The 13,827-nt window shown below is 37.5% G+C and carries 13 protein-coding genes; 10 read left to right on the forward strand and 3 right to left on the reverse strand.

The features are described 5' to 3' along the window. Positions 1-47: 47 nt before the first annotated feature. The 4 genes from J4O15_RS06630 to J4O15_RS06645 are packed head-to-tail and all read left to right on the forward strand — an operon-like array spanning position 48 to position 3,275. Positions 48-272, forward strand: a complete 225-nt coding sequence (locus J4O15_RS06630; RefSeq protein WP_208100137.1) for a hypothetical protein — start codon at positions 48-50, stop codon at positions 270-272. 1 nt (position 273) lies between these two features. Next, on the forward strand, positions 274-999 hold the full coding sequence (locus J4O15_RS06635) for a phosphatase (protein ID WP_009220078.1): 726 nt from the start codon (positions 274-276) through the stop codon (positions 997-999). A 19-nt stretch (positions 1,000-1,018) separates the two neighbouring features. Next, positions 1,019-2,419, forward strand: a complete 1,401-nt coding sequence (locus J4O15_RS06640; protein ID WP_208100138.1) for an MATE family efflux transporter — start codon at positions 1,019-1,021, stop codon at positions 2,417-2,419. Further along, on the forward strand, positions 2,412-3,275 hold the full coding sequence (locus J4O15_RS06645; RefSeq protein WP_208100139.1) for a DMT family transporter: 864 nt from the start codon (positions 2,412-2,414) through the stop codon (positions 3,273-3,275). Before J4O15_RS06640 ends, J4O15_RS06645 begins: the two co-directional genes overlap by 8 nt. A 107-nt stretch (positions 3,276-3,382) precedes the next feature. Here the strand turns inward: J4O15_RS06645 and J4O15_RS06650 are convergent, their stop codons facing one another. From J4O15_RS06650 to J4O15_RS06660, 3 genes are all read right to left on the reverse strand, one after another. Further along, positions 3,383-4,615: a HEAT repeat domain-containing protein gene (locus J4O15_RS06650; RefSeq protein ID WP_208100140.1), complete on the reverse strand. Its 1,233-nt coding sequence runs from the start codon at positions 4,613-4,615 to the stop codon at positions 3,383-3,385. Between the two features lie 225 nt (positions 4,616-4,840). Continuing rightward, positions 4,841-6,067, reverse strand: coding sequence for a dicarboxylate/amino acid:cation symporter (locus J4O15_RS06655; RefSeq protein WP_208100141.1), 1,227 nt, complete (start codon positions 6,065-6,067; stop codon positions 4,841-4,843). A 20-nt stretch (positions 6,068-6,087) separates the two neighbouring features. Continuing rightward, complete coding sequence (locus J4O15_RS06660; RefSeq protein WP_208100142.1) at positions 6,088-7,368, reverse strand: L-cysteine desulfidase family protein; 1,281 nt, start codon at positions 7,366-7,368, stop codon at positions 6,088-6,090. A 413-nt stretch (positions 7,369-7,781) separates the two neighbouring features. Here J4O15_RS06660 and uvrB point away from each other — a divergent pair, with 413 nt between their 5' ends. The 6 genes from uvrB (at position 7,782) to yaaA (ending at position 13,816) form a co-directional block, all read left to right on the forward strand. Further along, positions 7,782-9,749 (forward strand): excinuclease ABC subunit UvrB, encoded by a 1,968-nt coding sequence (gene uvrB / locus J4O15_RS06665; RefSeq protein ID WP_208100143.1) that lies wholly within the window; start codon positions 7,782-7,784, stop codon positions 9,747-9,749. Between the two features lie 32 nt (positions 9,750-9,781). Next, on the forward strand, positions 9,782-10,555 hold the full coding sequence (locus J4O15_RS06670; protein WP_009220086.1) for a threonine/serine ThrE exporter family protein: 774 nt from the start codon (positions 9,782-9,784) through the stop codon (positions 10,553-10,555). Between the two features lie 7 nt (positions 10,556-10,562). Further along, the gene (locus J4O15_RS06675) at positions 10,563-10,991 is read left to right on the forward strand and encodes a threonine/serine exporter family protein (RefSeq protein WP_208100144.1); all 429 of its coding nucleotides are present in this window, start codon (positions 10,563-10,565) and stop codon (positions 10,989-10,991) included. 150 nt (positions 10,992-11,141) lie between these two features. Next, positions 11,142-12,608, forward strand: a complete 1,467-nt coding sequence (gene xylB / locus J4O15_RS06680; RefSeq protein ID WP_208100145.1) for a xylulokinase — start codon at positions 11,142-11,144, stop codon at positions 12,606-12,608. Positions 12,609-12,620: 12 nt separating this feature from the next. Beyond that, positions 12,621-13,076 (forward strand): thioredoxin-dependent thiol peroxidase, encoded by a 456-nt coding sequence (gene bcp / locus J4O15_RS06685; protein WP_009220089.1) that lies wholly within the window; start codon positions 12,621-12,623, stop codon positions 13,074-13,076. Then, on the forward strand, positions 13,073-13,816 hold the full coding sequence (gene yaaA, locus J4O15_RS06690) for a peroxide stress protein YaaA (RefSeq protein ID WP_009220090.1): 744 nt from the start codon (positions 13,073-13,075) through the stop codon (positions 13,814-13,816). Before bcp ends, yaaA begins: the two co-directional genes overlap by 4 nt. Positions 13,817-13,827 lie beyond the last annotated feature (11 nt).

Raw genomic sequence — 13,827 nt, forward strand, 5'->3', positions numbered from 1 at the left:
AGATACAATATATAATCTTGGCTTTCGTTATAGAGAAAGGAGAAAATATGGATATCACAAAAATAGTAACAGATATAGTAAATAAGGCAAAGGCAGATCCTGCACTTTTAGCAAATCTGGCTAAGGATCCTGAGAAAACAATAGAAAGCCTTACAGGTATTGATATACCTGACGGTCAGCTCGACAATGTTATTGCAGGTGTAAAGACTAAGATTGCCGGTATCGGTGCAGAAAATGCAATAGATAAGTTAGGAGATCTTTTTAAGAACTGATATGAAATTTTTATTTGATTTGCATACGCATACCATTGCCAGCGGTCATGCTTACTCTACATTGAAGGAAAATATGGAAGAGGCGGCTGTTAAAGGGCTTCTGGCATATGGTTTTTCAGATCATAGTGAAGCGGTACCCGGTTCATGTAAAAATATATATTTCATGAATTTTAAGGTAATACCCAGAAGATATAAAGGGGTATTGATACTTAGGGGTGTAGAGGCAAATATAATTGATTTCAAGGGAAATTTAGATATTGATAATAATATTTTGAATCGACTTGATTATGTTATAGCCAGTATGCATACCATCTGTATAGAGCCGGGAAGCCTACAGGAGAATATGGATGCATATTTTGGTGCCATGTCAAATCCATATGTAAAGATTATAGGGCATCCGGATGACGGAAGATATCCTATGGATCATGATGAACTGGCAAAGGAAGCCAAAAAAAAGGGCATTGTCCTTGAACTTAACAATTCATCATTGAATCCTAAGTCCGCAAGACTTCATGGAAGAGAGAATGCCATAAAGATGCTTGAGGCTGCAAGAAAATACGGAACATATATAATATGTAATACAGACAGTCATTATGCGGATGATGTGGGTGATTTTGGAAACTGTGATACATTGTTGACTGAAATGGATTTCCCAAAAGAACTTATACTGAATAACAGTATAGATAATCTTAGGATGGTTTTAAATAAAAGTATTGACGAAATGTAAATGCTGTTTTGAGGTAATTATGGAAGAAAATATACAAAAGAAATCACAGGGAATCACAGATATGACCTGTGGAAAACCTTTAAAACTTATATTGGCATTTGCTATACCCATGCTTATAGGAACATTATTCCAGCAGTTCTACAGTATGGTGGATGCGGTAATGGTAGGTAAGTATCTGGGTGTTAATTCATTGGCAGCTGTGGGTTCCACAGGTGCCATCTTTTTCATGGTAAACGGCTTTGTTATTGGAAATACGGCAGGATTTTCCATACCTATAGCACAAAAATTCGGTGCAAAAGACTATAGTGAGATGAGAAGATTCACTATGAATGCGGTATATATGGGAATATTTTTCTCAGTAGTTCTTACTTCAATAGTATGTCTGCTTACAAGGTTAATACTTGTAGTGACAAATACACCCGCAGAAATTCTGGATGAAGCATATATATATATTATTGTTATATTTGCAGGCATTCCTGTAATGTATCTTTATAACTTGACGGCAAGTATTATAAGAGCATTGGGAGACTCAAAGACTCCGCTATATTTTCTTATAGTGGCGGCATTGCTTAATATAGTGCTGGATATTGTATCAATACAGTTTATGGGACTTGGAGTGGCAGGACCTGCCTATGCAACAGTTATATCACAGCTGGTATCCGGGATACTATGTGTAATATTTATGGTTAAAAGGTTTCATATATTAAAGCTTAAATCGGGAGAGGGTAGAGTATCTGCAAGGCATATAAAGATATTATTGTCCATGGGCATCCCTATGGGATTGCAGTATTCAATCACCGCCATAGGCTCTGTAATATTGCAGGCTGCCGTAAACGGACTGGGAGCTGTGGCTGTAGCTGCGGTAACGGCAGGCAGTAAGATAAGCAGCTTTTGTGTGGCTGTAACAGATGCTCTTGGAGCGACCATGGCTACTTATTGCGGACAGAATGTAGGTGCAGGAAAGCTTGAAAGAGTAAAGGAAGGCGTAAGAGTAGCTACAATAATAGGAATAATATATTCCGCAACAGTATTTGTTTTAATAATATTTATCGGCGGAGAATTGCCCAAGTTTTTCATTGATGCAACAAAGACTGATGTAATAGAAAAGGCAAGGATATTCCTTTTGTGGAATTCGGGCTTTTATTTTGCACTTATCTTTGTTAATGTATGGAGAAACTCCATTCAAGGTATGGGATTTCCTATGTTTGCCATATTGTCCGGAGTATGTGAGATGTTTGTCAGAGGATTTATAGGTTTTGTGGCAGTTCCACATCTTGGCTTTGTGGCGGCATGTATGGCATCACCCCTGGCATGGATAGCTGCGGATATGTTTCTTATACCCGGATTTTTATATTGCATAAATGTATTAAGAGAAGTATTTAGAAAAAAAGAGATAAGAGAAAAATTTCATTATGAATAAATATAATAAAAAAATAGGAATATTGTACATACTTGGAGCTGCATTCGGTTTTTCCCTGATGGGACTCTTTGTGCGAATGGCGGGAGAACTGCCCACATTTGAAAAGGTGTTTTTCAGAAATCTTATTGCAGCCTTTGTAGCATTCTTTATGCTTATAAAAAACGGTTATAATTGGGAAAATATAGGAAGAAAAAATTGGATTTTATTATTTATCAGGTCAACCTGTGGATTTATCGGTGTTATCTGTAACTTCTATGCAATTGACCATATGAATATAGCAGATGCATCCATATTGAATAAACTTAGTCCTTTTTTTGCAATACTGATAAGCTTTATAATTTTACAAGAAAAACCGGTTATGATGGATATTCTAACTACGGTAGTAGCATTTATAGGTGCGATATTTGTAATAAAGCCAAGTGCAAATTTTGCATTTGTAGTAGCTATGATAGGAGTCATGGGCGGACTTATGGCAGGTATTGCATATGCTTTAGTGAGAAAGATGACCGGTAAAGGTGTGAAGGGAATGTTCATAGTATTTTCATTCTCGGTTTTTTCAAGTATATTCTGTGTACCGCTTATGGCTATAGATTTTATCATTCCAAGCCCTATACAGTTTATAATGCTTATGGGTTCGGGATGTTCTGCAATGGTGGGACAGGTTTGCATTACAAAAGCCTATACATATGCTCCGGCAAAGGAAATCTCGGTATATGACTATACACAGGTTATATATTCAGCACTTTTAGGATTTATATTTGTAGGTCAGATTCCGGACAGATTAAGCTTTATAGGATATACAATTATTATATCTATGGCGGTACTGAAGTGGATGTACAATAATAAAGGGAATTAGAGATTTATATTACACTAAGATATTTTTACTTATTTCAATAAAGTTGTTAAAATATAAAGTTAAAAAATGCGACTTGAGTTTTATTTACTCTTGTCGCATTTTATGATTTATTTTGTAAGCTCTTTAGAAAAAACATCCTTTATAAGTGAGGCATCTTTGTCCGTCAAAGCTTCAATTACAGATTTTATAGATGCCAGAGCTTCTTTTTTTCCATGAGCATGTATTACTTCAATAGCAGAAGCACGTGCCAAACTATTTGCATTAGGATCCTTAATAATTTCAATCATTGCAGCTATTATTTTATCCTTATTGTAGTACGGATTTTGTACTTTCCATTCTTCAAAACCTGTATCAGATATTCCACTCATATAATTAAGCACTGTAAACTCAGGTATATTTTCATTTCTTGATGTCTTTTCAATATATTCAACAGTTGCATTATAAGCAGTTTCATTATGACCGTTCATATAAGTAGGATTAAGCCACATGTCTATAAGAGCTTTTCCACAGATACCATGAAGTTCGTATTTACTGTCATCAAGAAGTATTGTTTTTAAATATTCCGTGATTTTTGTATTATCTCTAAATACTCCGCTTTTTTCACATGCAGTTCTCATAACTTCTTTATTATCATCCTGCATAAGTTCAAAAACCAGATCTTGCGCTCCTTCTATGTCCTTATTAGAACCGATGCATAACCAATAGGCTGCTCTTTCTCTTACTCCGGGATTCTCATTTTTAGCCATATCAAGAAGGAACTTTGCAATTTCGGGATCCTCTCCGGCTTTATATGCTACTACACTGACAGCTCTTCTAAGTACATATGGCTCTGTTTCTGTCTTTAGGATTTCTTTCACCAAATCTATGTTTTCTTCTTTTGCTCCGTTAAATTCATCCATCAGCTCACATGCAATACCCCTAAGTTGAGGATATTCACTTTTTATCAAGGTTTTTAGTACATTTTGGCTTGCAGTATACTTGACATTCTTATCGTCTAACAACGAAAATGCCTGTTGTGTAACACTTCCGTCTTCAAGATTTAAATCTTCAGTAATGGGGACATATCTGTAAGTTGATACCAACTCTAAAAATTCTTCATCTGTAAGCTCATTCTTACCGATTAAGTTTTTTGTCAGATCTTCTACCGTCAAACTCTTATAGTCAAGATCCATTGTGTTTTTTTGGGATTCCAATTCTTTATTTTCTTCTACTACAGAGGAAGTTGGATCATCGGCACTTATCTTTGTCTCATCAGTTGAACTTTTACAGGCTGTAATACCTACAGAGGCTGTAATGGTAAGCGCAATTATAATATGCAGCAAGTATTTATTTTTTCTCATAACATTTTCCTTTCGTACACAAGAAAATTATATGATGTTCGGTAAAAGTAAATTTATCCGGTTAGAGTTCATATAATTAATAATCAGTTTGATATACTTAATATATACTATAATAATAAAGTATAGGCAATAACTTCGTATGAAATATATAAAAAAATGGTTATCACTTTATGAATACGGTTCTATAAGTGATAGCCATTTTTTTGTTTACTCAAATAATTTATTTTACTCCAATATATTTCCAAGCTTTTGGGGCTCTATCTTATTCTTTTTTGCATACCCGGTAAGGATAAGTGTCAGAGCACCGTCGCCTGTTACATTACAAGCTGTACCGAATGAATCCTGAAGTGCAAAGATTGTAAGCATAAGAGCTGTTCCGGTCTCATCAAACATAAGTACACCTGTTATAAGACCGAGTGAAGCCATTACGGTACCTCCCGGAACTCCCGGTGCGCCTATTGCAAATACTCCTAAAAGCAAACAGAATAAAATCATTTTTGCAGGAGAAGGGAATTCACCGTAAAGCATTTTTGAAACAACCATTACAAAGAATGTCTCAGTCATTACAGAACCGCAAAGATGGATATTTGCAAATAAAGGAATACCGAAATTTACCATATCATCACGAAGTGTAGGTTCTGATTTCTTAGCACATTCCAGAGCAACTGAAAGTGTAGCGGCACTTGACATGGTACCTACCGCAGTCATGTATGCAGGTCCGTAATGCTTTAAAATATCCAAAGGATTTGCTCCTGCATAAGCTCCGGCAATCAGATAAAGGAGTGCAAGCCAGATATAATGACCGATCATTACCATAATAATAATTACAAGGAACACAGGTAACTGCTTTGTAATACTTCCCTCATAGGCAAGTGTGGCAAAGGTGGTACCTATAAGTACAGGAAGTACAGGTATTACAAATCTTGTTACTATACTGAGTACAACTTTTTGGAACTCCTCCAAAACTCCTGTAATAAGCTCGCTTCTATTCCATGCGGCAGCCAGTCCTACCATCACTGAGAAGAAAAGGGCGCTCATAACCGGCATTATTGCAGGTATGGAGAGCTGGAATACAAGCTGAGGCAAATCCTTAAGTCCTTCCACATCAGGAGTAATGCTCATATGAGGAAGTATTAAAAATCCTGATGCTGTAGCAAAGAAAGCCGCACCAATAGAGGACACATAGGCTATTATAAGAGCCACTATAAGTATCCTTGATGCATTACTGCCAAGCCTTGTAATGGAAGGTGCTATAAATCCTATTATAATAAGCGGAATACAAAAACCTATAAATTGCCCTACAATATACTTGACAGTCACTATTATATTGAGCAGTGCAACAGATAGTGCGCTTGTATCACTCTTATTCAGGAAAAGGCCTACAGCAATTCCTATTACAAGTGCAAGCAACAGCCTGAAAGGCAGGCTGTTTAAAATACCATTCTTTTTCATATCAAAATCCTCCTAAAGATTTAATGGTTTTCTACCATAAGTTTTATGATTTCATTATTTGTTTCTCTCATTCCGTCCTTGCCAATCTTTGAGATTCCCTTGATGGTTTCTTCTATATTATTCATTGCAATACCGTCACCGCCATGGAATGCCTGTCCGTCCTTATACATGCTGAGTCCCATTATAGCGGCATCCACTGAGGAAGCTATCTTTGCGGCGCATGAGGCTTTGGCACCGTCACATACAATACCCGATACTATGGCAAGTGTATTGACAACGGTATGTTCGACAGCTTCAAAACTTCCCTCTGTGAGATAGGCAATTCCTGCACCTGCACCTGCTCCTGCACTTACAGCACCGCAGTATGAGGAAAGAGTACCGATACCATGCTTTTGATGTATGGAAGTGAGATTTGAAAGTGCCAGTGCACGATACAGTCTTTCCTTGGAGGTTTTCAGTTCCTTGGCATATTCTATAACAGGTATTGAGCAGGTAATGCCCTGATTGCCGCTGCCCGAGTTTATAACAACAGGAAGTTCACAGCCGTTCATTCTGGCATCGGAGCCTGCGGCAGCCTTTGCCTTTGCTCTGACCTTGATATCATTTCCATAGGTATCAAGTAAAACGGAACCTATATTTGCTCCGTAATTGCCTAAAAGACCTTCCTCGGATATGGATGTATTATAAAATATCTGTCTGTCCAAAATATCCTTGACATCCGATACATCCAGAGAATTGATAAAATCCCATATACCTTCCATGGTAAGAAGTTCTCTGTAAGCACTGCCGGATGTAGCATTATTTTCTATTTTTGCCTCGAATATTATATCATTACTCTTCTCAATAAGCACTATATTTGTATGTTGATTTGTAATACGGATTTTTACATAATCATCATCGGAAAAAAGCGTAATAATAAGGTCAAATACATAACCCGGATCAAGCGGAAAAACATCAATTTTTATATTATGCAAAAAATTTGCAATCTCGGTCTTTTTACCCTCGTCCACATTTGATATGACTTCAAGTTTTCTTGTTGCATCTCCGGCAACTATACCGGCTGCAACAGCCGCAGGTATGCCTTTTAAATATCCGGTATTTGGAACAATAACACTTTTCACATTTTTGATTATACTGCTGCTTGCCTCAACGACCACGCTCTTTGGCAGTTTGTTAAGAACATCTCTTGCCTTTGCTGCGGCATAGGCCAGTGCAATAGGTTCGGTACATCCCATGGCAGGTACAAGCTCTTCTCTTAATATTTCCACATAGCTTATGTACCTGATATCATCTTTATTCATTAAATAAAATACACCTCCGATCAGCTTATTATATTCAATATTGTGATGGCAAAAGTTATATATCTATAGTATAGTAGGTTTGTGTGTAAAATGTAAATCTTAAAAAAATAAATATATAATTTAAGAAAAATAAATATGAAATTTAATATAACAGATATCATGATATAATATAAATCCTGTATCAAACATATAAAAAAGGGGAAATTATGGAGAGTTTTTTAGATCTTTTAAAAAAGCAGGCGGCAAAACTTCAGGTTGCAAGCGAATATGAAAACATATCAAGCATTGTATAAAATTCGTATTTTTGGCTGCAATATATTTCGAACAAATGTTCTTTTATGCTGTACTTTTATTTTCTCACATGCTATAATTTTTGTAGCTTGGCGATTTGCCGATAGAGAAAGGTTAAAATAATGGAATTTAAATTACATTCAGAGTTTTCGCCTACAGGAGACCAGCCTCAGGCAATAGAGGCTTTGGTAAACGGTTTTAAAGAAGGGAATCAGTTTCAGACATTGCTTGGGGCTACAGGCTCCGGTAAGACATTTACAATGGCAAATGTTATTCAAAGACTGCAAAAACCCACACTTATAATAGCACATAATAAGACCTTGGCTGCACAGTTATATGGTGAGTTTAAGGAGTTTTTTCCTGAAAATGCCGTAGAGTATTTTGTTTCGTACTATGATTATTATCAGCCCGAAGCGTATGTTCCCTCTACAGATACATATATAGAAAAAGACTCTGCAATAAATGATGAGATAGATAAACTCAGGCATTCGGCTACAGCATCACTTTCAGAAAGAAAGGATGTTATAATAGTGGCTTCAGTGTCCTGTATATACGGTCTGGGAAGCCCCATTGATTATCAGGAGATGGTGGTTTCTTTGCGACCGGGTATGGAAAGAGACAGAGATGATGTCATAAGAAAGCTGATAGATATGCAATATGACAGAAATGATATGGACTTTCACCGTGGTACATTTCGTGTGAGAGGAGATGTACTGGAGGTTTTCCCGGCGGCATCCACATCCACAGCACTCAGATTTGAGTTTTTCGGAGATGAAGTGGAGAAGATACTTGAAATTGACACGCTCACAGGTAATATTCTGGCAGAGCTTGCACATGCGGTTATTTTTCCGGCATCTCACTATGTTGTAGCACCTGAAAAAATGAAGATTGCTACAGAACATATCCTTGAAGAATGTGATGAGAGGGTAAAGTTTTTTAAATCGGAAGATAAGCTTATAGAGGCACAAAGAATAGATGAAAGAACACATTTTGATGTGGAAATGATGAGAGAAACGGGATTTTGCTCGGGAATAGAAAACTATTCAAGACATCTGACAGGTTCAGCACCGGGAGAGCCTCCATATACATTGATAGACTATTTTAAAGATGATTTTCTTATAATTGTAGATGAGTCACATATTACCATCCCACAGGTAAGAGGAATGTATGCCGGCGACAGATCAAGAAAAACAACTCTGGTAAACTACGGTTTCAGACTGCCTTCGGCACTTGATAACAGACCGTTGGAATTTAGCGAGTTTGAGTCAAAGATAGATCAAATGCTCTTTGTATCCGCCACCCCAAGTGTATATGAAAACGAGCATGAGATGCTTAGAACCGAACAAATCATAAGACCTACAGGGCTTTTGGATCCTCCTATCAGTGTAAGACCGGTGGAAGGTCAAATAGACGACCTTATATCTGAGGTGAATAAAGAGATAGAAAAAAAGAACAAAATCCTTATCACAACTCTTACAAAAAGAATGGCGGAAGATTTGACCGAGTATATGAAGGAGGTTGGTATAAGGGTAAGATATTTACATTCTGATATTGATACTTTGGAGAGAGCCGAGATTATCAGAGATATGAGACTTGATAAATTTGATGTGCTTGTAGGTATCAATCTTTTAAGGGAAGGTCTTGATATACCTGAGATAACTTTAGTTGCAATACTGGATGCCGATAAAGAGGGCTTTCTTAGAAGTGAGACCTCGCTGATACAGACAATAGGAAGGGCGGCAAGAAATGCAGACGGGCATGTAATAATGTATGCCGACAATATGACCGACTCCATGAAAGCCGCTATTGATGAAACATATAGAAGAAGGGGAATTCAGGAAGCCTATAACAGGGAGCATGGAATCACTCCTACCACAATAAAGAAGGCTGTCAGAGATTTGATAGCCATATCAAAGGCGGCTGAGAGCGTTTCAACTATTGATAAGGATGTAGAGTCCATGGACAAGGCGGAAATAAATAAGCTTATAAAAGAACTTGAGAAAAAGATGTTCAGAGCGGCTGCGGAATTGGATTTTGAAAATGCAGCACTTTTGCGTGATAAAATAAGTGAGTTGCGTGCAAACTTATAAACTTTAAAAATAATGCAATGGAGAAAGAGGAAGTGGCAGAAGAAAAAAATATGTCAAAAAGCCTTGAGAGGGTGGTGGCGGAGACGGCAATGCTCGCCGGTGAAACCATGCTCATTGCCGGGGCGGAAATCAGTCGAGTAGAAGATACTATGAACAGGATTTTGGATTATTCAAAATGTGATTCACATACCGCCTTCGTTTTGGCTACAGGCATTACATTGACTCTTGACAGTGATGAAGGGCTTATCACAATGTCAAAGAGAGTGCCGGAAAGAACCACAAATATCAATAGGATATATCTTGTAAATAATGTATCCAGAGCGCTCAGTTCCGGTAAAACAGATATATATACGGCATATAAAGAAATAAAGCGTATAAAAGATGTGAGGCAGTTTAGGGGAGTGTTATACGGACTTTCATTTGTGGGAGTTGCACTGTTTTTTACTATGATGCTTGGAGGAGATTTTACCGACTGCGTGGTAGCGGGAGTCGGAGGTCTTGCTATGGCTGTTACACAGTGGGTACTTGTACCTTTCGGCTTTAATTCTTTCTTTTTAAATATGATTTCCACATTTGCAATGACTCTGACTGCAATCGGATTTCAGCGGTTTCTGCTTCCCGGCATAAACCTTGATTTGGTGATAATAGGCGGAATCATGCCCATAGTTCCCGGAGTAATATTTACCACTGCTATGAGGGATACATTAAACGGAGATTATACGGCAGGTGTCAGCAGAGGGCTTGAAACCGGAGTGGTAGCCTTTGCGGTAGCTGTAGGGGTGGCACTTGCATATGTTATTTTGTGAGGCGAATATGTTTTTTAAAATAATTGGTGCATTTATTGCAGTGGTGGCTTTTTGCATAATGATAGAGCTGCCAAAAAAATATATGGTACAGGCAGGATTTACAGGTATGGTCGGCTGGGCGGTATACCTTATCGTAGATATTTTTGCATATAGAGTGGAGATAGCCGCGTTGGTATCCGCACTTTGTATTGCAACCATGTCACATATACTGGCAAGAGTTTTGAAGGCACCGGTAAGTAATTTTTTGATTCCCGGTATTTTGCCGATAGTTCCCGGAGGCTCAATATACAGATGTGCTTATGCATTTATAAAAGAATCTTCATATTTAAGCACCTATATGAATGAAACCTTAAAAATTTCAGGTTCGATAGCACTTGCGATATTTTTTGTAGATTCGGTGTTTAAATTGCATCTGCCAAAAAGAAACGGCTCATAGGCAGTTGTGCAAAAATTATTAAATATCAATAGCAATTTTATCAGAAAAAACAGCAAGAATAGAATTGACAAGCAAACTTTATAACCTTAATGTAATAAGTAATAAAAAGACTGTAAATAAGCTTAGAATTATTGAAACTAGGAGGTAAGTATGTATTATATCGGTGTTGATTTGGGAACTTCAGCCCTAAAGCTTGTGATGATGGATAGTAGGGGTGAACTTGTAAAATCCGTATCTAAGGAATATCCGCTATATTTCCCTCATTCAGGCTGGTCGGAGCAAAATCCTACAGACTGGTTTTGGGCGGTAAAGGAAGGCTTAAAGGAACTCGCAGCAGGAGCAGCCGAAAAAATAGCGGGTATCAGCTTTGGCGGACAGATGCACGGACTTGTAATTTTAGATAAAGATGACAATGTATTAAGACCTGCAATACTTTGGAATGACGGCAGAAGTACTAAGGAAACCGACTATTTAAATAATGTTATCGGCAAGGAAAAGCTTTCAGAGCTTACAGCAAATATTGCATTTGCCGGCTTTACCGCTCCTAAGATACTTTGGGTGAAAAATAATGAACCGGAAATTTTTGAAAAAATATCTAAAATAATGCTTCCAAAGGACTATATCAGCTATATGTTAAGCGGAAGTTTTTGCACAGATTATTCAGATGCTTCCGGCATGCTTCTTTTGGATGTAAAAAATAAAAAATGGTCACAGGAAATGATAAAAATCTGTTCTATCTCCGAGGATATGCTTCCAAAGCTTTATGAAAGCTATGAGGTGGTGGGAAATATAAAGCCGGAGCTTGCAAAAGAACTCGGGCTTAATGAAGATATAAAAATAATAGCAGGCGCCGGTGATAATGCCGCGGCGGCTATAGGTACAGCTACAGTGGGAGAAGGTGCCTGCAATATTTCTCTGGGAACTTCGGGAACTATATTTATCTCAAGCAAAAACTTCGGAGTGGATAAATATAATGCGCTTCATTCCTTTGACCATGCCGACGGCAATTACCATCTGATGGGATGTATGCTCAGTGCAGCTTCATGTAATAAATGGTGGATGGAGGATATATTAAAAACGGAGGATTTTTCGGGAGAGCAACAAGATATAGATAATCTTGGAGAAAACAAGGTTTTCTTTTTACCATACCTTATGGGAGAGCGCTCACCCCATAATGATCCTTTTGCCAGAGGCAGCTTTATCGGAATGGGCATGGACACAAGAAGAGAGGATATGACACTTGCAATACTTGAAGGTGTGACCTTTGCTCTTAGAGATTCCTTGGAGGTGGCAAGAAGTCTCGGCATAAAGATAAAGAAAACCATGATATGCGGTGGAGGTGCAAAGAGCCCACTTTGGAAAAAACTTGTGGCAAATATCATGAATGTAGAGGTGGAAGTACCTGTAAGCGAAGAAGGTCCGGGATTTGGAGCCGCCATACTTGCGGCAGTAGGTTGCGGGGAATATGATAATGTTGAAACAGCCACAAAAGCTATAATAAAAATAAAAGAAAAAATAAAGCCCGAAGAAGAGCTTGTATTAAAATACGAGGAAAGATATCAGAAGTTTAAAAAGATATACCCTGCATTAAAGGGAATATTTAAAGAGATTTTATAAGGATGGAGATTTATGTTACAAATAGGAACAAAAGCACCGGAGTTTTCACTTCCGGATGAGAACGGAACAATTAGAAACCTTTCAGACTATGAGGGCAAGAAGCTGATACTGTATTTTTATCCAAAGGATAATACACCGGGATGTACAAGTCAGGCATGCGGTTTCGGAGAACTTTACCCGCAGTTTAGTGAAAAGGGAGTAGAGGTAATAGGTGTAAGCAAGGACAGTGTGGCATCACATAAGAAGTTTAAAGATAAGTATTCATTGCCGTTTACACTGCTTTCAAATCCCGAGCTTGATGTTATACAGGCTTATGATGTATGGCATGAGAAAAAACTTTATGGAAAGACCTCTATGGGAGTGGTGAGAACCACATATCTTATAGATGAAAAAGGGATCATTATAGAGGCGATGGATAAGGTAAAAGCAGCCAAAAATCCGGGAGAGATGCTGGAGATAGTGGAATGAAAATAATAGTATCACCTGCCAAGACCATGATAGAAAATACGGACAGCTATATTGGCAGCAGTATACCGACATATATTGACTACAGTGAGAATCTTTTAAAGGAAATAAGAAAAAAGACTTATGAGGAATTAAAAGAAATCTGGAAATGCAATGAAAAAATTGCGGATGAAAATTTTGAAAGATTTAAAGATATGAATTTGCAGGGGAGTCTCACCCCTGCAATATTTTCTTACCAAGGTATACAATATCAATATATGGCTGTGAATGTAATGGAAGCTTCTGCAATTGAGTATATCAGAGAAAATCTGTATATACTTTCAGGATTCTTTGGGATACTTAGGGCATTTGACGGTGTAAGCCCGTACAGACTTGAGATGCAGGCAAAGTTTTTTGTAGGAGAACATAAGAATTTATATGAGTTTTGGGGCGATAAGATATATAAAAAGCTTTTTGAAAAAGATGATGTAGTTATAAATCTGGCTTCAAAAGAATACTCAAAGACTGTAGAAAGTTATCTCTCAAAAGAAGATAAATTTATCAGCTGTATTTTTGCGGAGAGAAAAGAAGGAAAAACAGTGCAAAAAGCGACTTTGGCAAAGATGGCAAGGGGAGAGATGGTAAATTTTATCGCATCAAACAATATTCAGGATGAGGAAAAAATAAAAGAGTTTGACAGACTCGGATTCAAGTTTGATAAAGAGCTGTCAAATAATAAAAAATATGTATTTATATTAGAATAGAACGATATTTG

Source organism: Lachnoanaerobaculum sp. Marseille-Q4761 (assembly GCF_017565785.1).
Lineage (GTDB): Bacteria > Bacillota > Clostridia > Lachnospirales > Lachnospiraceae > Lachnoanaerobaculum.